The sequence below is a fragment of the Pseudoxanthomonas sp. J35 genome (genome assembly GCF_000513995.1).
Lineage (GTDB): Bacteria > Pseudomonadota > Gammaproteobacteria > Xanthomonadales > Xanthomonadaceae > Pseudoxanthomonas.
Genome location: NZ_AZVB01000004.1, coordinates 212,715 through 230,968, shown reverse-complemented (window position 1 = coordinate 230,968; position 18,254 = coordinate 212,715). Strand labels below are relative to the sequence as shown.

General features: G+C 72.6%; 14 protein-coding genes. 5 read left to right on the top strand and 9 right to left on the bottom strand.

Features of this window, described 5'->3' with window-relative positions; translation table 11 throughout:
* Positions 1-40: 40 nt before the first annotated feature.
* The gene (locus PSEJ35_RS0105345; protein ID WP_028916900.1) at positions 41-3,205 is read right to left on the bottom strand and encodes an efflux RND transporter permease subunit; all 3,165 of its coding nucleotides are present in this window, start codon (positions 3,203-3,205) and stop codon (positions 41-43) included.
* A gap of 3 nt (positions 3,206-3,208) precedes the next feature.
* Positions 3,209-4,336, bottom strand: a complete 1,128-nt coding sequence (locus PSEJ35_RS0105340; RefSeq protein WP_051412510.1) for an efflux RND transporter periplasmic adaptor subunit — start codon at positions 4,334-4,336, stop codon at positions 3,209-3,211.
* 75 nt (positions 4,337-4,411) lie between these two features.
* On the opposite strand from PSEJ35_RS0105340, the gene PSEJ35_RS0105335 reads away from it, so the two are divergent.
* The 3 genes from PSEJ35_RS0105335 to PSEJ35_RS0105325 all read left to right on the top strand — a co-directional run bounded on the left by PSEJ35_RS0105335 (position 4,412) and on the right by PSEJ35_RS0105325 (position 7,319).
* A complete protein-coding gene (locus PSEJ35_RS0105335; RefSeq protein ID WP_028916898.1) occupies positions 4,412-5,065 on the top strand; it encodes a TetR/AcrR family transcriptional regulator in 654 nt (217 codons plus the stop codon).
* Between the two features lie 137 nt (positions 5,066-5,202).
* Positions 5,203-5,868 carry a protein-L-isoaspartate O-methyltransferase gene (locus PSEJ35_RS0105330; protein ID WP_028916897.1) on the top strand — a complete coding sequence of 222 codons (666 nt, stop codon included), beginning with the start codon at positions 5,203-5,205 and terminating at the stop codon, positions 5,866-5,868.
* A gap of 89 nt (positions 5,869-5,957) precedes the next feature.
* Positions 5,958-7,319 (top strand): TolC family outer membrane protein, encoded by a 1,362-nt coding sequence (locus tag PSEJ35_RS0105325; protein WP_028916896.1) that lies wholly within the window; start codon positions 5,958-5,960, stop codon positions 7,317-7,319.
* A 74-nt stretch (positions 7,320-7,393) separates the two neighbouring features.
* On the opposite strand, the gene waaA is transcribed toward PSEJ35_RS0105325, so the two are convergent.
* Positions 7,394-8,725 carry a lipid IV(A) 3-deoxy-D-manno-octulosonic acid transferase gene (gene waaA, locus PSEJ35_RS0105320; RefSeq protein ID WP_028916895.1) on the bottom strand — a complete coding sequence of 444 codons (1,332 nt, stop codon included), beginning with the start codon at positions 8,723-8,725 and terminating at the stop codon, positions 7,394-7,396.
* A 72-nt stretch (positions 8,726-8,797) separates the two neighbouring features.
* On the opposite strand from waaA, the gene PSEJ35_RS0105315 reads away from it, so the two are divergent.
* A complete protein-coding gene (locus tag PSEJ35_RS0105315; protein WP_028916894.1) occupies positions 8,798-9,742 on the top strand; it encodes an LpxL/LpxP family Kdo(2)-lipid IV(A) lauroyl/palmitoleoyl acyltransferase in 945 nt (314 codons plus the stop codon).
* 364 nt (positions 9,743-10,106) lie between these two features.
* On the opposite strand, the gene PSEJ35_RS15445 is transcribed toward PSEJ35_RS0105315, so the two are convergent.
* The 5 genes from PSEJ35_RS15445 to PSEJ35_RS0105290 all read right to left on the bottom strand — a co-directional run bounded on the left by PSEJ35_RS15445 (position 10,107) and on the right by PSEJ35_RS0105290 (position 14,172).
* Positions 10,107-11,435, bottom strand: a complete 1,329-nt coding sequence (locus PSEJ35_RS15445) for an O-antigen ligase family protein (protein WP_037082448.1) — start codon at positions 11,433-11,435, stop codon at positions 10,107-10,109.
* The gene (locus PSEJ35_RS0105305) at positions 11,416-12,531 is read right to left on the bottom strand and encodes a glycosyltransferase (protein WP_028916893.1); all 1,116 of its coding nucleotides are present in this window, start codon (positions 12,529-12,531) and stop codon (positions 11,416-11,418) included. The genes PSEJ35_RS15445 and PSEJ35_RS0105305 overlap by 20 nt, the downstream gene beginning before the upstream one ends.
* A gap of 31 nt (positions 12,532-12,562) precedes the next feature.
* On the bottom strand, positions 12,563-12,760 hold the full coding sequence (locus PSEJ35_RS0105300; protein WP_024867615.1) for a zinc-finger domain-containing protein: 198 nt from the start codon (positions 12,758-12,760) through the stop codon (positions 12,563-12,565).
* Positions 12,761-12,926: 166 nt separating this feature from the next.
* Complete coding sequence (locus PSEJ35_RS0105295; protein WP_028916892.1) at positions 12,927-13,511, bottom strand: YceI family protein; 585 nt, start codon at positions 13,509-13,511, stop codon at positions 12,927-12,929.
* 73 nt (positions 13,512-13,584) lie between these two features.
* Positions 13,585-14,172, bottom strand: a complete 588-nt coding sequence (locus tag PSEJ35_RS0105290; RefSeq protein WP_028916891.1) for a malonic semialdehyde reductase — start codon at positions 14,170-14,172, stop codon at positions 13,585-13,587.
* A 120-nt stretch (positions 14,173-14,292) separates the two neighbouring features.
* On the opposite strand from PSEJ35_RS0105290, the gene PSEJ35_RS0105285 reads away from it, so the two are divergent.
* Positions 14,293-15,258, top strand: a complete 966-nt coding sequence (locus PSEJ35_RS0105285) for a mitochondrial fission ELM1 family protein (RefSeq protein ID WP_051412509.1) — start codon at positions 14,293-14,295, stop codon at positions 15,256-15,258.
* A gap of 40 nt (positions 15,259-15,298) precedes the next feature.
* On the opposite strand, the gene glnE is transcribed toward PSEJ35_RS0105285, so the two are convergent.
* Positions 15,299-18,052: a bifunctional [glutamate--ammonia ligase]-adenylyl-L-tyrosine phosphorylase/[glutamate--ammonia-ligase] adenylyltransferase gene (gene glnE, locus PSEJ35_RS0105280; RefSeq protein WP_156924736.1), complete on the bottom strand. Its 2,754-nt coding sequence runs from the start codon at positions 18,050-18,052 to the stop codon at positions 15,299-15,301.
* Positions 18,053-18,254 lie beyond the last annotated feature (202 nt).

The window sequence follows — 18,254 nt, the reverse complement described above, 5'->3', positions numbered from 1 at the left end:
GCCAAAGCAGCGGCGTTGCTCCGGCTGCACAGTACCGCCATCAGGCCTGTGCCTCTTCCGGCTTCACCCGGAACCAGGCCGCGTACAACGCCGGCAGGAACAACAGGGTCAGCGCGGTGGCCACCACCAGGCCGCCCATGATCGCCACCGCCATCGAGCCGTAGAAGGCGCTGCGCGACAGCGGGATCATCGCCAGCACCGCGGTCAGCGCGGTCAGCACGATCGGGCGGAAGCGGCGCACCGTGGCGTCGACGATCGCGTGCCAGCGGTCGTGGCCGGCGGCGATGTCCTGCTCGATCTGGTCGACCAGGATCACCGAATTGCGCATCACCATGCCGGCCAGGGCGATCGTGCCGAGCATGGCCACGAAGCCGAACGGCATGCGGAAGATCAGCAGGAACCAGGTGGCGCCGATCAGGCCCAGCGGCGCGGTCACCAGCACCATCACCGTGCGCGAGAAGCTGCGCAGCTGCAGCATCAGCAACGTCGTCACCACGATCAGGAACAGCGGCAGGCCGGCCTTGATCGAGTTCTGGCCGCGCGCCGAATCCTCGACCGAACCGCCCACCTGCAGCAGGTAGCCCTGCGGCAGGGCCGCGCGGATCCCTTCGAGGGTCGGGTCGATCTGCGCGGTCACCGCCGCCGGCAGCAGCCCGTCGCGGATGTCGGCGCGGACGGTGATCGTCGGCAGGCGGTCGCGGTGCCAGATGATGCCGTCCTCGAACACCTGGCGCAGGCGCGCCACCTGCGACAGCGGCACGCTGCCGCCATCGCCGGTCGGCACCGCCAGGCTGCCCAGCAGTTCCAGCTGCTCGCGGTCGCCGGCGCCGCCGCGCAGCATGATCCCGACCAGCTCGTTGCCCTCGCGGTAGGTGCTGGCGGTGTAGCCGGACAGCTGCGCCGACAGGAACTGCGCCAGCTGCGCGCTACCCACGCCCAGCGCGCGGGCGCGGTCCTGGTCGACTTCCAGGCGCACGACCTTGCTCGGCTCGTCCCAGTCGAGGTTGACGTTGGTGGTGTGCGGGTTGGCGCGCACCTTCTCCGCGACCTGGCGGGCGATCGCGCGCACCTGCTCGATGTGCTCGCCGGAGACGCGGAACTGCACCGGGTAGCCCACCGGCGGGCCGTTCTCCAGGCGGGTCACGCGCAGCTGCAGCTCGGGGAACTGCGGCGCGACCTCGTCCAGCAGCCACGCCCGCACCCGCTCGCGCGCCTCCAGGTCCTTCGCCAGCACCACGAACTGGGAGAAGTTGGTCGCCGGCAGCTGCTGGTCCAGCGGCAGGTAGAAGCGCGGCGACCCGGTGCCGACGTAGGCCACGTAATTGCGGATGTCCTCGCGCTGCCGCAGCAGGCCTTCCAGCTTCTTCGCCTGGGCCTCGGTGGCGCGCAGGGACACGCCTTCGGCCAGCTCCAGGTCGACCATCAGCTCCGGCCGGGTCGAATCCGGGAAGAACTGCTGCGGCACGAAGCGGAACATCACCAGCGAAAGCACGAACAGGCCGGTGGTGACGCCGATCACCAGCCAGCGCCGGCGCAGGCACGCGTCGAGCAGGCGGCGGAAGCGCACGTAGAACGGGCGCTGGTACGGATCGTGGTGCTGCGCGTCCAGCGGCGCCGGCGCCAGGACGAAGGCGTACTGCGGCCAGCGGTCGGCCAGGCGCTCGCGGAAGGCGCGGCGGCGCGCGGCGAAGCTGCCGGGCTTCGGCGGCTGCGGATGCGCCAGGTCCGGCAGCATCCGGTCGCCCAGCCAGGGGATGAACAGCACCGCGGCGATCCACGACACCAGCAAGGCGATGGTCACCACCTGGAACAGCGAACGCGTGTACTCGCCGGTGCTGGAGGCGGCGGTCGCGATGGGCAGGAAGCCGGCGGCGGTGATCAGCGTGCCGGTGAGCATCGGGAAGGCGGTGGACTCCCAGGCGAAGCTGGCCGCGCGCAGGCGGTCGAAGCCCTGCTCCATCTTGATGGCCATCATCTCCACCGCGATGATCGCGTCGTCGACCAGCAGGCCCAGCGCCAGCACCAGGGCGCCCAGCGAGATCTTGTGCAGGCCGATGCCGAAGTAGTACATGACCGCGAAGGTCATCGCCAGCACCAGCGGGATCGACACCGCCACCACCAGGCCGGTGCGGAAGCCCAGCGAGAAGAAGCTGACCAGCAGCACGATCGTCACCGCCTCGGCCAGCACGCGCACGAACTCGCCCACCGACTCGCGCACCGCTTCGGGCTGGTCGGAGACCTTGCGCAGCTCCATGCCCGCCGGCAGGGTCTTCTGCAGTTCGGCGAAGCGCGTCTCCAGCGCCTCGCCCAGGCGCAGGATGTGGCCGCCGTCGCGCATCGCCACGGCGATGCCGATCGCGTCCTGGCCCATGAAGCGCATGCGCGGCGCGGCCGGGTCGGAGAAGCCGCGGGTCACCGTGGCCACGTCGCCGAGGCGGATGGTGCGGCCGCCGGCACGGATCGGGAAGGCGCGGATCTCCTCGATGCTGCGGAACGGCCCGTCCACGCGCAGCTGCACGCGCTCGGAAGGGGTTTCGAAGAAGCCGGCCGGCACCACCGCGTTCTGGCCCTCGAGCGCCTGCTGCACCTGCTGCAGCGGGATGCCCAGGGTGGCCAGGCGGGTGTTGTCGATCTCGATCCAGACCTTCTCGTCCTGCAGGCCGACCAGTTCGACCTTGCCCACGTCCGGCACCCGCTGCAGTTCCAGCTGGATGCGGTCGGCGTAGTCCTTGAGGATGGCGTAGTCGAAGCCCGGCCCGGTCAGGGCGTAGATGTTGCCGAAGGTGTCGCCGAACTCGTCGTTGAAGAACGGCCCGACCACGCCATCCGGCAAGGTCGCGCGGATGTCGCCGACCTTCTTGCGCACCTGGTACCACAGGTCCGGGATGTCCTTCGACTTCATCGAGTCGCGCGCCATGAAGATCACCTGCGACTCGCCCGGGCGCGAATAGCTGCGCACGAACTCGTACCTGCCGGTGTTCATCACCGCCTTCTCGATGCGCTCGGTGACCTGCTTCGACACCTCCTCCGCGGTGGCGCCCGGCCACAGCGTGCGCACCACCATCGCCTTGAAGGTGAACGGCGGGTCCTCGCTCTGGCCCAGGCGCAGGTACGACCAGCCGCCGATCACCGCCAGGGCGATCATGAAATAGAGCACCAGCCCGCGGTTGTGCAGCGCCCAGGCCGAGACGTTGAAGCGGCGCATGGCTCAGCCCGCCTTCGCGGGCGCGGCCGCCGCGGCGACCGGCCGGTTCTCGCGGTCCACCGGCGCCACCGGTTCGCCCTCGCGCAGCAGGTGCCCGCCGGCGGCCACGATCCAGTCGTCCGCCTGCAGCCCCTTGCCTGCCACCGGCACGCTCTCGCTGCCGAAGCGGCCGGCGGTCACCGGCACGCGCACGGCGCGGCCCTCGCGCACCACCCACACCGCCGCCTCGCCCTTGTCGCCGCGTTGCAGCGCCGACAGCGGCACCTGCAGGCCGCCGTCAGCCGCGCCCTGCGCCAGGTAGACGCGCGCGCTCTGGCCCAGCTCCACCTCGCCCTGGGCGAAGTCGTCCAGCGCCACGCGCGCGGCGAAGCTGCGGGTCTGCGGGTCGGCGGCCGCGGCGATCTCGCGGATCCGCCCCGGAAGCTGCCGGCCCGGGGTGCTCCACAGCTCGACCCGGGCCGCGTCGCCGACCTTGAACTCGCGGATGCGGTCCTCGGGCAGGTCGATGGCGACCTCGCGGCCGCCGTCGGCGGCGAGCACGAAGACGGTCTGGCCGGCGGCGACCACCTGCCCGGCCTCGGCCTGGCGCGAGGCGATCACCCCGGCGCGCGGCGCGCGCAGCTCGGCATAGCCGGCCTGGTTGCGGCTCACCTCGTACTGCGCGCGCGCGGCACGGGCCTGGCCGGCCGCGGCCTCGTAGGCGGTCTTCTGCGCCTCGTAGGCCGAGCGGCTGACCAGCTGCTGCTCGACGAGCTTCGCGTAGCGGTCCAGGTCGGCCCTGGCGCGGGTGGCCTCGGCCTCGGCGGCGGCCAGCTGCGCCTGCGCCGCGCGTGCCTGCAGCTCCTGGTCGGCCGGATCCAGTTCGGCCAGCACCTGGCCCTGCTCCACCCGTGCGCCGGCATCGACCAGCCGCCGCACCAGCTTGCCGCCGATGCGGAACGACAGCGGGCTCTCCTCGCGGGCATGGACCTCGCCAGCGAAGGCGAGCGCGCCGCCGCCGGCGGCCTGCGGCTGCACCACCCAGACCGGGCGCGGTGCCTCCGCGGCCTGCTCGTCCCGGCCACACCCGGCGGCCAGCATGGCCGCGAAAACGAGGGCCGGCAGCCCGGCCCCGCGGAATCCCTTCTTCATCGTCGCCGCCTGCGTTCAATAATTGAACCAGCCGGTATGGTATAAATAGAAAACTTCGTAGTCTAGTATTGCTGCATGAGTCTCAAGAACCCCGCCACCGCCGCTCCCGCGCGGTCCCCGGGCCCCGGCCGGCCGAAGGACCTGGGCAAGCGCGCGTCGATCCTGGATGCCGCCAAGCGTCTGTTCCTCGAACAGGGCTACCAGGGCGTGAGCATGGACCAGATCGCCGGCGAGGCCGGGGTTTCGAAGCTGACGGTGTACAGCCACTTCGGCGACAAGGAGACGCTGTTCTCCGAGGCCATCGCCGCCAAGTGCCAGGAAGTGCTGCCGGACGACCTGTTCGTCAACCCGCCCGAGGGCCCGCTGCGCGAGCAGCTGCGCACCATCGGCCACGCCTTCTTCGCGCTGATCACCAGCGAGGAGGCCATCAGCATCCACCGCATGATGAACACCCCCGGCTCGGCCGAGCACTCGCTGCGCCAGCTGTTCTGGAACGCCGGTCCGCGCCGGGTGCAGGAGGTGTTCGCCGTGTTCCTGCAGGCCCACGTCGACGAGGGCCGGCTGCGCATCGACGACGTGCCGCTGGCCGCCTCGCAGTTCTTCTCCCTGCTCAAGGGCGAGCTGCACCCGCTGATGGCCTGCGGCCTGTGCCCGAACCCGGGCCCGGACGAGGTGGCCCGGCACATCGAGGCCACCGTCGACTTCTTCCTGCGGGCCTATGGCACCTGAGCCGGCCGGCCACGCCCGCGGGACGGAGGTCGCGGTGACTTCCGGCACTGAGCCGGCGGCGGCCGCCCCCGCATCCTTTCCGGCAAGCCGCGGCCCGGCCCAGTAGAATGCCGGCTCCCCGCGTTGGATGAATCCCCATGACGATCGATTACGCCCGTGCCCGCGAACTGATGGTCGAGCAGCAGGTCCGCCCCTGGGAGGTGCTGGACTTCGCCGTGCTGGACGTGATCGGGCGCCTGCCGCGCGAGGCGTTCGTGCCCGAGTCGCACCGCGCCCTCGCCTACGCCGACCTCGAGCTGCCGCTGGGCCACGGCGCGAAGATGATGAAGCCGGTGGTCGAAGGCCGCATGCTGCAGGCGCTGCAGCTGAAGCCTGGCGACAGCGTGCTGGAGATCGGCACCGGCAGCGGCTATATCAGCGCCTGCCTCGGCGCGCTGGCCCGCGAAGTGATCAGCCTGGAACTGGTCCCGGAGCTGGCCGCCGCCGCGCGCGCGCGCCTGGACGCGACCGGCCTGGGCGTCAACGTCCGCATCGAAACCGCCGACGCCTTCGCGTACGACCCCGGCGAGCGCCGCTTCGACGCGGTCTGCGTGACCGGTGCGGTCACCGAGATCCCGGAGCGTTTCCTGGCGTGGCTGCGTCCGGGCGGGCGCCTGTTCGTGGTCCGCGGCCAGGCGCCGGTGATGGAAGCCGTGCGCGTGGTGAAGGGCGAAGGTGTCAACGCCGCGACCACCGAATCGTTGTTCGAGACCGAGCTGGAGTACCTGCACGGCGCCGAGCCGGTCCCGCAGTTCCTGTTCTGACCGCAGCCGCACGGCGCGGTCGGCACTGATTTTCCCCCTCGACGCCTCCCGATTGACCGGGAGGCGCCCACCAAGAAAGGAAGCCGCTGATGACCCGCCGTTCCCTCGTCCTGGCTTTGGCCGCCGCGCTGTCCGCCGGTAGCGCGCAGGCCGCCGACCTGCTGCAGACCTACGAGATGGCCCGCAATGGCGACCCGACGCTGGCGATCGCCGAATCCAACTCGCTCTACACCAAGGAAGGCCAGGTCCAGGCCCGCGCCGCGCTGCTGCCGCAGCTGTCCGGCGACGCCTCGTACAGGCGCAACCGCAACGAGGTCGAAGGCGTGTCCGGCTCGCGCACCAGCAAGTCGCGCAGCTACGGCATCGGCGCCAGCCAGACCCTGTTCGACTGGGGCAAGTTCTCCAGCCTGCGCGCGCAGCGTTCACTGAGCGCGGCGGCCGACCAGACCCTGGACGCGGCCAACGACGACCTGATGGTGCGCACCGCCGCCGCCTACTTCGACGTGCTGGTGGCGATCGAGTCGCTGGCCGCCGCCGAGACCAACGAGGCCGCCGGCAAGCGCCAGTTCGACTACGCCGACAAGCGCCTGGAGGTCGGCCTGGCGCCGATCACCGACGTGCACGAGGCCCGCGCCCAGTACGACGAGGCCCGCGCCAACACCGTCCTGGCCCGCAACGCGCTGGAAGACGCCTACCAGGCCTTGGCCGAGCTCACCGGCCAGCCGGTGACCCAGCTGCGCGCGCTGCCGGCCGATTTCCGTCCGGAGCTGCCGGCCCTGCGCGCCAGCGCCGACGAGTGGGTCGCCGCGGCGATCCAGAACAATCCGTCGCTGCGCGCCGCCAGCCTGCAGGCGGAGGCCGCCGAGCACAGCGTGGACACCGCGCGCGCCGGCCACTACCCGAGCCTGTCGCTGAGCGGCAGCTGGGGCAAGGAGGCCAGCTGGGGCGACATCACCGGTTCGAACGCCCAGCGCGGCGAAAGCACCGGCACCAGTGTCGGCGTGACCCTGAGCGTGCCGCTGTTCTCCGGCGGCGCGACCCAGTCGCGCGTGCGCCAGGCGATCGCCCAGCGCGACATCGCCCAGGACCAGTACGAGCAGCAGCGCCGTGCGCTGGACCGCAACACCCGCAACCTCTACCAGGCCCTGGTCGCCGGCGTGAGCGAGGTCGAGGCCCGCCGCCTGGCGGTGGTCTCGGCGCAGAGCGCGTTCGACGCCTCGCAGGTCGGCCTGGAAGTCGGCACCCGCACGGTGCTGGACGTGGTCCAAAACCAGCGCACCCTGTTCCAGGCGCAGGTCGAGTACGCGCGCTCGCGCTACAACTTCCTGCTCAACCGCCTGCTGCTGGCCCAGGCCACCGGCGAACTGGACGTGGACCAGCTGCGCGAGATCAACGCGCTGCTGACCGCCGACGCCGAGACGCAGCTGTCGCGTCCGGTGAACACGCAGTAAGCCTCGCCGCACCCGTACGTGGAAAGGGCCGCCCCGGGGCGGCCCTTTCCTTTTCCGGGCGCCGGTGCCGGCGCTCAGGCCGAAGCGGGAGCGGCGCCCTGGATCGACGCCACCGGCGCCGGCAGGTCCTCGCCGAGCATCGCCAGGGTGCGGGCGAGCGCGCCGCGCCCCTGGTCGATCAGCGCGGTGCCGGCCGCGGCCATCGTCGCGCGCGCGCCGGCATCGCCCAGCAGCGCCTCCAGTTCCGCGCCCACGCCGTCGACGTCAGCGCCCACGCGCAGCGCGCCGGCCTCCTTCATCCGCGCGGAGATCTCGGCGAAGTTGTGCAGGTGCGGCCCGGTCACCGCGGGCGTGCCGACCGCGGCCGGCTCCAGCAGGTTGTGGCCGCCGATCGCCTGCAGGCTGCCGCCGACGAAGGCCACATCGGCGCAGCCGTAGAACAGCATCAGCTCGCCCAGCGTGTCGACCACGAACACGTCGTCGTCCGGCCGCGGCCAGCGGTCCTGGCGGCGCGAACCCACGCTCCAACCGGCCTCCGTGGCCAGCGCCTGCGCCCGCGCGAAGCGCTCCGGGTGACGCGGCGCCCACACCAGCAGCAGCTCCGGCCAGCGCGCGCGCAGACGCCGGTGCAGCTCGATGACGTCGGCCTCCTCGCCCTCATGGGTGCTGGCCGCCAGCCACACCGGGCGCGGCGTGCCGAGCGCGGCGGCAAACTCCTTGCGGAAGGCATCGAGACCTTCGGGCACGGTGATGTCGTACTTGAGGTTGCCCAGGATGCGCACCTGTCCGGGCAGCGCGCCGAGCTTCATGAAGCGGCGGCCGTCGGCCAGCGACTGCGCGGCCACGCACTTGACCGTGCGCAGCGCGCACCCGATCAGCGGGCGCAGCAGGCGGTAGCCGCGCAGCGAGCGCGCCGACAGGCGCGCGTTGAGGATGTACACCGGGATGCGCAGGTCGCGGCAGCCGAACAGCATGTTCGGCCACAGCTCGGTCTCCATGATCAGGGCCAGGCTGGGGCGGAAATGCTGCAGGAAACGCGCGGCGCTGCCCGGCAGGTCGTACGGCAGGTAGACGTGGTTCACCCGCTCGCCCCACAGCGCGCGCACGCGCTCCGAGCCGGTCGGGGTGATGGTGGTGATGACCCAGCGGATGTCCGGGCGCTCCCTGAGCAGCGCGTTGACCAGCGGCGCGGCGGCGTTGACCTCCCCCACAGAGACCGCGTGCAGCCACACGCAGGGCGTGCCCGGTTCGGTGCCATAGGCGGCATAGCGCTCGTCCCAGCGCCGGAAGTACTCGCGCACCCGGAACCCGCGCGCGATCAGGTGGTAGAGCGTGAGCGGCGACAGCAGGTACAGCGCGAACGAATACAGCGCGCGCACGTAGCCTTCGCCCGGTTCCTTCCGTATCGCTTCGTTCGGCATCGGCGCAGCATAGCCGAGGCGGACGCGGCCTTCGCGTGCAGGGCTTAGAATTCCCGCATGACCGCCCCCGACCAGGTACCCCCGCGCCCGCCCTTCACGCCCCACCTGTGGCTGTCCTGGCTGGGGCTGGGGCTGGCGGTGGTGGCCGCGCGCCTGCCCTGGCTGTGGCAGCGGGCGATCGGCCGCGGCGTGGGCTGGCTGGCGCTGCGCCTGGCCCGCACCCGCCGGCGCGCGGCCGAGGTGAACCTGGCGCTGTGCTTCCCGGACGAGCCGGAGGCCTGGCGCCGGCGCCTGCTGGTCGACAGCTTCGACGCGCTGGGCATCGGCCTGTTCGAGTTCGCCCGCGCGTGGTGGGGCAAGGACGAGCCGATGCGTTCGCAGGCCACGATCGAGGGCCTGGAGCACCTGCGCGCGCTGCAGGAACAGGGCCGCGGGGTGCTGCTGGTCTCCGGCCACTTCATGACCCTGGAGATGTGCGGCCGGCTGATGTGCGGGCACGTGCCGCTGGCGGGCATGTACCGCCGCCATCGCAACCCGGTGATGGAATGGGCGGTCAAGCGCGGCCGCCTGCGCTATGCGACGGCGATGTTCGGCAACGGCGACATCCGCGGTGCGGTGCGGCACCTGAAGAAGGGCGGTTTCCTCTGGTACGCGCCGGACCAGGACATGCGCGGCAAGGACACGGTGTTCGCGCCGTTCTTCGGCATGCCGGCCTCGACGATCACCGCGACCCACCAGCTGGCGCGCCTGACCGGCTGCGCGGTGGTGCCGTTCTTCCACCGCCGCGAGGGCGGCCGCTACATCCTGCGGGTGGCGCCGCCGCTGCCGGACTTCCCGGGCGAGGACGCGGTCGCCGACACGGCCAGGGTCAACGCCGCGATCGAGGCGATGGTGCGCGAGGCGCCCGCGCAATACCTGTGGATCCACCGCCGCTTCAAGCGCCAGCCGCAGGGCCGCAGCGACTACTACGACCGCGACCGGCCGCTGCCGGGTTCACGCTGAGGCGCGGGCAGGAGCCGTGATGCCTGTCCGCGACAGGTAGCGGCGACAGCACCTGCGGTTGCAGTGCGCGGGCTTCGGACGGAGCCGCGCGTTCCGGCCGCGGCTTCTTCGATGTTTCCCTCTCCCGGCGGAGCGGCTGTCGGCCGCGTCGTAGAGCGGGGCTTGCCCCGCTGCTCTTTCGCGCGGGCAGGGACATCGGGCGTGGGAGTCGGGCAAGCCCGACTCTACAGGGGGCTTGCCGACGGCCCTGCGAGCGGGGGGATGACTCAAGGCGCCGAAGGACGTCGTCCCAAGGGGGTGTGGCGCAGGCAGGCCATGGGTGCATCCACGCCGCCACACCTGGCGTGCAGATCGCCAGACCGCTTCATGCAGAGGTTCCCGCCCGCCCGTCCTCGCGCCCATGCAGGGCACCGATGTACAGCCCGCACAGCAGCATCGCCAGGCCGCCCCAGAAGGTCGAATAGAACGCCAGGTGGGTGTTGAGCGGGAACGCGGTCACCGCCAGGGCCAGCAGCGCCGGTCGCGCGCGTTCGCGTGTGACGGCCGGAGCCCCTCGCCAGCTGCGCCACACCAGCCAGGCACCGGCCAGCCACAGCAGCAGGCCGACGGCGCCGGTCTCGCTGAGCACTTCCAGCACCAGCTGGTGGGCGTGGAAGGCTTCGCCTCCGCCCCAGGCAGGCGCCTGCGCGGGCGCCGGGTCGCACTGCGGCCAGGCCTCGCGGAAGCCGCGCACGCCGACGCCGTTGACCGGATGCGCCCCGACCATGCAGGTGGCGCCCTGCCAGATGCGGGCGCGGCCGGAGAGCGCGCCATCCACGCCCTCGCCCGCCGCCTCGAACGCCAGCGCGGTGCGCGCCACGCGCTGCTGCAGTTGCGGCGAGGCGATGTACAGCACGCCAAGCGCAACCACGCCAGCCGCGGCGAAAGCCAGGAGGTGGCGCGCGCCCAGCACCCGCCAGCCGGTGAAGGCCAGCACCAGCGCATAGCCGAGCCACGCCGCGCGGGCGCCGCCCAGGAGGATCGCCGCGCCCAGCGCCACGGCCGCCACGCCCCAGCCGATGCGGCCGCCACGCCGCCACGCGGCGTCCAGCAGGAACGGCGACAGGCTGGCCAGCACCAGGCCCAGCTTGAGGTTGCACGGACCGAACACGCCGCTGAGCCGGTCCACCGCCAGTACTTCCGCGGCGCTGCAGGATTCGCTGCCCGTGGCCATCCGCCGCAGCATATCCAGGCTCCAGAACAGCGGACTGGTGCCGGACAGCGCCTGCAGCAGCGCGTCGAGCATCCACGCCGCCACCAGCAGCGCCAGTCCGGAAAACACCAGCGCCCGTCCGCGCGCGCCATGCAGGGCGATCGCCACACCCCACAGGAATGGCAGGTAGCGCAGGTCGGCGACGACTTCCTTCCACGCGCGGCCGCGATCCAGGGCATCGGGCGCCGACACCAGCTCCGGCAGCCAGTACGCAGCGAACACGCCGGTTGCCAGCCAGAACGCGCCACGGTCCAGCGGCAGCGCGCGGCCCGTGCCGGCCCACGACGCCAGCTGCACCAGCACCGCCAGCGCGCCCAGCCCCAGTACGCCTTCGGCCGGGCCCGGCCAGGGCCACAGCGCGACGAAGGCCAGCACCCAGGCCGGCGTCCAGGCGAAGGCGCCGGCGCGGGCCGCTTCGTGCTCAGCCGGCCAGTTCGGCATACAGGTCCAGGGTCTGCCGCTGCATCGCCTGCAGCGTGAACGGGATCGTTTCCGGCAGGGCCGGCGGCGTGCGCAGCAGCGAGGCCGCGGCCGTGGCCAGCGCGGCGGCGTCGAAGGGCGCGACCGCACCGCACGGCTGCAGGGATTCCAGCAGTTCGCCGACGCCACCATGCGCCCAGCCCAGCACCGGCCGCCCCACCGCCAGCGCCTCCACCACGGTGCGCCCGAACGCTTCGGGCTTGCGCGACAGCTGCAGCACCAGGTCGCTGGCGGCGTAGGCCTCGGCGATCCGCGCGGTCGGCGCGGTGAAGGCCACGACGTCGGCGATGCCCAGGGCCGCCGCGTGTGCGAGCAGCTCATCGATGTAGGCGTCGCGGCCGGCCTCGCGCGCGCCGGGCAGCCACAGGCGCGCATCGGCGAACGGCCCGGCGCGCAGCAAGGCCAGCAGCTGCAGGGCGTCGGCATGGCCTTTCAGGCGGGTGCCGCGCCCGGGCAGCAGCAGCAGCGGACCGTTGCCAGCCAACGCCGGATGCTCACGCGCGACGGTGGCACGCGCGGCCGGGTCCGGAGACGGCCGACGCCGGAACTGCGCCGGGTCGATGCCGCGCGGGATCACCCGCAGCCGCGCCGGGTCGACCGCCGGGTAGTGCCGGCGCACGTAGTCGTGCACGGTGCCCGACACGCAGACCACGCGCTCGCCGCTGGCCATCACCGCGCTGTAGCGACCCGGTGAATTGAGTCCGTGCACGGTGGTGACCCAGCGCGGGCGCTGCCCGGCCGGCAGGCTGCCCAGTGCCATCCGCCCCAGCCAGGCCGGGAGGCGCGAACGGGCGTGGACGATGTCGGCGCGCGCGCGGCCGAACAGCGCGCGCAGCGCGGGCACGTGGCGCAGCACGGCCGGCGACTTGCGCCCGATGTCCAGTTCGACGTGTTCGGCGCCGCTGGCCAGCAGTGCCGGCACCAGTCGGCCGCCCGCGGAAACCACGATCGCGCGGTGCCCCTCGGCCACCAGGGCCGCGGCGATCTCCAGGGTTGAACGCTCGACGCCGCCGGACTCGAGCGCCGGCAGCAGCTGGACCACGGTCAGGCGGCGCATCGGCGGGCCGGTCCGCGGCCGGGGGTCGGGCTCAGTCGACCAGCTGGTAGACCGCGCCGCAGTAGGGGCACTGGGCCTGGTGGTCGGGCTCGTCCTGCACCGGCAGGTAGACCCGCGGGTGCGAGTTCCACAGCGCCATTTCCGGGGTCGGGCAGCTCAGCGGCAGGTCGCTGCGGTGCACGGTGTAGCGCTTCTCGGCATTGGCGGGCGCGTTGGCGGTGCTGGTCATGGCGTGCGGGGATGAAGCGGGAACAGGTGCCGATTCTAGCAGCGGGGCCCGCGGCCCGCCGCCCGCCAGGGCGCCGGCGGGCAAAAAAGAAAGCCGGCCCGTGGGTCCACGGGCCGGCGGGCGCGGCAGTTGGAGGGGGAGGGGACGACTGCCGCGCAGGGGGGAATCACCTGGCCTTCGGCGCCGTGGCTTCGGTGGTGATGCGCACGGAGACTTCGTCGCTGACGTTCGGGGCGTAGGCGCCGAGACCGAAGTCGGAGCGCTTGATCTTCGTCTTGGCGTCGAAGCCGATCGCCGGGGCCTTGGTCATCGGGTGTTCCCCGGCCTTGTTGAGCATCACCTGCAGCACCACCGGCTTGGTGATGCCCTTGATGGTCAGGTCGCCGGTGACCTTGAGCTTGTCCTTGCCGGTGCTTTCGACCTGGGTGCTCCTGAAGGTCGCGGTCGGGTACTTGGCGGCGTCGAAGAAGTCGGCGCTGCGCAGGTGCTCGTTGAACTTGTCGCTGAAGGCCTCGAGGCCGGACAGCGGCAGGGTCACCTCGACGCTGGAGGCGGCGACGTTGTCGGCGTCGTAGACGAGAGTGCCCTCGACGTCGCCGAAGTGCGCGAGCGGGTGCGAGTAGCCGAAGTGGGTCCACTGCGCCAGCACGTTGGTGTGGCTCGGGTCGAGCTTGTAGGTGACCGGCTCGGCGAACGCCGGGGCGACGGCCAGGGACAGCAGTGCGGCGGCGGAAAGCAGGCGGATGCGCATGTGGGCTCCTTTCTGGGAGTGTCGTTGAGGTTGGAACGCGAGGGATAGTGCGGCGATCGACGCTAACGACGCGTCATTCGATGCGTGCGGCCTCGTCGAACGACAGGCGCGGCGAACGCGGGAAGATGCTGGCCGGATCGCCCTTGCCGAGGTTCACCAGGATGTCGGACTTGATGCTGGTGCCGGCGAAGAACGCTTCGTCGACCTTGGCGCCATCGAAGCCGGTCATCGGGCCGGCGTCCAGGCCCAGCGCGCGCGCGGCCAGGATCAGGTAGCCGGCCTGCAGCGAGGAGTTGCGCAGCGACGGCGTGTAGCGGTTCTCGCGCGGGCCCTCGAACCAGGCCTTGGCGTCGGTGTGCGGGAACAGGTAGGGCAGCTTCTCGTGGAAGGCTTCGTCGCGGCCGATGATCACCGTCACCGGCGCGGCCATGGTCTTGGCGTAGTTGCCTTCGGCCAGCGCCGGGCCGAGCTTGGCCTTGGCTTCGGGCGACTTCACGAAGACGAAACGGGCCGGGGTGGTATTGGCCTGGGTCGGACCGAACTTCAGCAGGTCATAAAGCTGCCGCAGGGTCTGGTCGCTGACTTCGCCGGAAAAGGCGTTGTAGGTACGGGCGGTACGGAACAGCTGGTCGAGGGCGGCGTCGTTCAGCGGGTGCGGCATGATGGTCCTTCTACGGTTTTCTGCGGGCAGGCTTCGGGCCATCGTTGGCCCTCCCCAAGGCTTGCCACAGTGTAGGCTGTTGCAGCTGCCGTCGGCGCCAGACCAGTACGGAACGAATCAATGTCGTTTTCGCAACGACCCGCGACGGATGGCGGTACCTGGGTGTTGACCGACGGCAACGCCGGCAACCTGCGCCAGGCCGAAGCGCTCGCGCGCGCGCTCCACTCCGCCACTCCGCATGCGCCGGCGCTGTTCCCGCGGGCACCGTGGCGCTGGCTGGCGCCACGGCTGCTGCCTGGCGCGACGCATGCGTTCGGCCCGGCCTTCGCCGCGGACCTGGCGCACCCGCCCGCGCTGGCGATCGGCTGCGGCCGCCAGGGCGCGCTGGCGACGCGGCTGCTGCGCCGACGCGGCGCGCGCGTGGTGCAGATCCTCGACCCGCGCATCGACACCCGCCACTGGGACGTGGTCGTCGCGCCCGAACACGACGGCCTGCGCGGCGAGAATGTAGTGTCCGTGCTCGGCAGCCTCAACCCCGTCGACGAGGACTGGCTGGCCACCGCCGCGGCACGCTATCCGGCGCTGCAGCGGCTGCAGCGCCCACGCATCGCCCTGCTCGTCGGCGGCCCGACCCGCCACGCGCCGTGGAAGGTCGAAGCGCTGCCGGACCTGCTCGATGCGCTGCGCCAGCGCGTGTCCGCCGAAGGCGGCAGCCTGCTGGCCACGGTGTCGCGGCGCACGCCCGCGGCGGCCCTGGACGCGCTGCGCAACGGCCTGCGTGGCCTGCCCGGCCTGCTGTGGGACGGCAGCGGCGCCAACCCCTACCCCGGCATGCTCGCCTGCGCCGACGAGCTGGTGTGCACCCCGGACTCGGTGAACATGGTGTCCGAGGCCTGCGCGACCCGCGCGCCGGTGCACGTGCTGGAGGCCGGCTGCGCGGACGGGCGAATCGGCGTGTTCCTGCGCTCGCTGCTGGAGCGTGGCCGGGTGCGCCCCTTCAACGCCGCCGCCGCGCCGTTCCCGGCGGTGCCGCTGCGCGAGACCGCGCGCGTGGCCGCGATCGTGCGCGAGCGGCTGTCGCTGTAACCCGCAGTTCCACGTCAGGCGGCGCGCCACCTGGCGCGGGTCACGCCGCGGGCGGATCGAAGCAGAGCCCGTGCGCGGCCACCGCGCGGGTGATGGCGGCGCGCGCTTCGGCGATCGCGCCGGTTTCGGCGGTCAGGCGCGGGCGACGGTCCAGGGTGCAGGCCAGGCCGGCCTCGAGCAGCACCTGGTGTGCCTGGTGCAGCGTTTCCATCTCCTGTCCTCCCAGCCAGCCGCACGCGCCCAGCGCCTGCAGCAGGCCGGGGCTGTCGCGCGGCTCCAGCAGCGCCGGCACCTGCGCGGAACGGGCGAGCACGGCGAACTGCAGCAGGAATTCCAGGTCGACCAGGCCGCCGGCGCCCTGCTTGAGGTCGAAGCGCCCGGCATCGCTGCGGTCGAGCTCGGCGCGCATGCGCTGGCGCATCTGGCCGACGTCCGCGGCCAGCGCGGCGACATCGCGGGCGCGACCGAGGGTCTGCGCACGCACCTGCTCGAAGTCGGCCAGCAGCGAGGCGTCGCCGGCGACCGGGCGCGCCCGCACCAGCGCCTGGTGTTCCCAGGTCCATGCACGCTGCTGCTGGTACTCCGAGTAGCTGGCCAGCGAGGACACCAGCAGGCTCTTGCCGCCGTCCGGGCGCAGGCGCATGTCGGTTTCGTACAGGCGCCCGGCGCTGGTCACCGCGCCGAGCAGGGCGACGACCTTCTGCGCCAGGCGTGTGTACCAGCGCGAGGCTTCCAGCGCGCGCGTGCCGGCCGATACCGCCGAGGGGTCGGCGTCGTAGAGGAACACCAGGTCCAGGTCCGAACCGAAGCCAAGCTCGCGGCCGCCGAGGCTGCCATAGCCGACCACCGCGAAGCGTCCGCCCGGCAGTTCGCCATGCGCGGCCCGCACCTCGGACCCGGCCATGCGCAGCACCTGCCCCACCACCGCGTCGGCGAGCGCAGCCAGGCGGCGCGCGCAGTCCTCGGCCGGCTGGCGGCGGTCCAGCGTGGCCAGGGCGATGCGGAAGCTGAGCGCCTGGCGCACTTCGTTGAGCGAGCGCAGCGCCACTTCCGGATCCTCGTCCTGCGCGGCGGCGGCGCAGGCGGCCTGCATCGCGTCGGCGTCGGGCATCGGCCCGGCCACCCGCGCGTCGAGCAGTTCGTCCAGCAGCAGCGGGTAGTTGGCGATGCGTTCGGCCAGCAGCGCGCTGCGCGCGAGCACATCGACCAGCCGCGCCAGCGCGCTGGGCTGTTCGTCGAGCAGGGCGAGGTAGCTGGCGCGCCGCAGGATCGCCTGCAACAGGCCAAGCAGGCGCCGCAGCGCGGCTTCGGGCTGCGCCGAACCGGCCGCCGCGCCCAGCAGCGCCGGCACCACCCGGTCCAGGCGCGCGCGCGCGGCGTCGGACAGCGCGCGCACGCCGCCGCTGCGGGCGAAGTCGCGCAGCGCCGCGTCGGCGCCTTCGGCATCGGCGAAGCCGGCGGCCGCGAGCGTGTCGGCGCTGGCGCCATCGGGCAGCGCGCGCCAGTAGCTTTCCAGCGCGTCCGGCGCGGCGCTGGCCCGGCGCGGCACCAGCAGCGCCTCGAACTCGGCCGAGACCTTCGCCCGCCACCCGGCCAGTTCGGCGTGCAGCGCCTCCCAGCTTTGCCGGCCCAGCGCCAGCGCCAGCCGTTCGCGGTCCTCCGCCGCTTCGGGCAGCGCGTGGGTCTGCGCGTCGCGCAGCATCTGCACGCGGTTCTCGAGCCGGCGCAGGAAACGGTAGGCATCGGCGAGCATGGCGCCGTGGTCCGGCGCGACCTGGCCGGCGGCCACCAGCGCCTGCAGCGCCGGCAGCAGGCTGCGTCCGCGCAGCTCCGGCTCGCGGCCGCCGCGGATCAGCTGCAGCGACTGCACCAGGAACTCGATCTCGCGGATGCCACCGGGGCCGCGCTTGAGGTCGTCGGCCATGTCGCGGCGCTGCATCTCCGCGACGATCGCCGCCTTCATCGTGCGCAGGCCGTCCAGGGCGGTGTAGTCCAGGTAGCGTCGGTAGACGAACGGACGCAGTGTCTCCAGCCAGGCCTCGCCGGCGGCGATGTCGCCGGCCACGGTACGCGCCTTGAGCCAGGCATAGCGTTCCCAGTCGCGGCCTTCGCGCTGGAAGTAGCCGTCCATCGCCGCGAACGACCAGGCCACCCGGCCGGCGCTGCCGAACGGACGCAGGCGCAGGTCGACGCGGTGGCAGAAGCCGTCGGCGGTGGTCTCGTCCAGCAGCTTGGCCAGGCGCTGGCCCAACCGCGCGAAATAGTCCTCGGCGGCCAGCGCGCGGCGGCCGTCGGATTCGCCGTCCTGCGGATAGGCGTAGACCAGGTCGACGTCGGAGGAGAAGTTCAGTTCGCTGCCGCCGAGCTTGCCCAGCCCGAACACCACCAGCCGCTGGACCGCGCCGTCGGCGCTGCGGACCACGCCGTGGCGTTCGGCGAATTCACGCTCCACCGCTTCAAGGCCCAGCTGCAGGCATTCCTCGGCCAGGCGCGTGCTGCCGGCGAGCGTGGCCTCGACGTCGTCCAGGCCGAGCACGTCGCGCCACACCAGCCGGGTCGAACAGGCGGTGCGGTACAGGCGCAGCTGTGCCGGCCAGGCCGTCGGCTGTTCCGGATCGAGCACCGGCGCGGGCAATGGCGCCGGATCGGCCGCGGCCAGGTGTTCCAGCAGTGCCGGCTGCCGGCGCAGGGTCTCGATGGCGAAGTCGCTGGCCAGGGCCACCCGCGCCACCCGCTCGCACAGTCCTGCGTCCTCGAGCAGCTCGGCGTGGCGCGGCGAGGCCGAGCGCAGCATCGCCAGCGCGCGTGCGCCGGTGTGTTCGCGCAGCGCCTCGCGGTCGGCGGCGGCGGGAGGGATAGCAGTGGAAGCGGCGGAGGTAGTCATCGCCGCGATTGTGGCATGCACCACGAATACGGCCGGCGGCGTGCGGACACCGGCGTATCCACGCCTGGCGCCGCCGGCGGGGCATGCCACCGGTGTCGGCGGCGGACATAAA

Coding starts and splice junctions, on each gene's coding strand:
- PSEJ35_RS0105285 (WP_051412509.1), top strand. CDS start 14,293: ATGTCGTTTTCGCAACGACCCGCGACGGATGGCGGTACCTGGGTGTTG.
- PSEJ35_RS0105345 (WP_028916900.1), bottom strand. CDS start 3,205: ATGCGCCGCTTCAACGTCTCGGCCTGGGCGCTGCACAACCGCGGGCTG.
- glnE (WP_156924736.1), bottom strand. CDS start 18,052: ATGCTGCGCTCGGCCTCGCCGCGCCACGCCGAGCTGCTCGAGGACGCA.
- PSEJ35_RS0105335 (WP_028916898.1), top strand. CDS start 4,412: ATGAGTCTCAAGAACCCCGCCACCGCCGCTCCCGCGCGGTCCCCGGGC.
- PSEJ35_RS0105305 (WP_028916893.1), bottom strand. CDS start 12,531: ATGCGCCGCCTGACCGTGGTCCAGCTGCTGCCGGCGCTCGAGTCCGGC.
- PSEJ35_RS0105325 (WP_028916896.1), top strand. CDS start 5,958: ATGACCCGCCGTTCCCTCGTCCTGGCTTTGGCCGCCGCGCTGTCCGCC.
- PSEJ35_RS0105290 (WP_028916891.1), bottom strand. CDS start 14,172: ATGCCGCACCCGCTGAACGACGCCGCCCTCGACCAGCTGTTCCGTACC.
- PSEJ35_RS0105330 (WP_028916897.1), top strand. CDS start 5,203: ATGACGATCGATTACGCCCGTGCCCGCGAACTGATGGTCGAGCAGCAG.
- PSEJ35_RS15445 (WP_037082448.1), bottom strand. CDS start 11,435: ATGCCGAACTGGCCGGCTGAGCACGAAGCGGCCCGCGCCGGCGCCTTC.
- PSEJ35_RS0105300 (WP_024867615.1), bottom strand. CDS start 12,760: ATGACCAGCACCGCCAACGCGCCCGCCAATGCCGAGAAGCGCTACACC.
- PSEJ35_RS0105295 (WP_028916892.1), bottom strand. CDS start 13,511: ATGCGCATCCGCCTGCTTTCCGCCGCCGCACTGCTGTCCCTGGCCGTC.
- PSEJ35_RS0105315 (WP_028916894.1), top strand. CDS start 8,798: ATGACCGCCCCCGACCAGGTACCCCCGCGCCCGCCCTTCACGCCCCAC.
- PSEJ35_RS0105340 (WP_051412510.1), bottom strand. CDS start 4,336: ATGAAGAAGGGATTCCGCGGGGCCGGGCTGCCGGCCCTCGTTTTCGCG.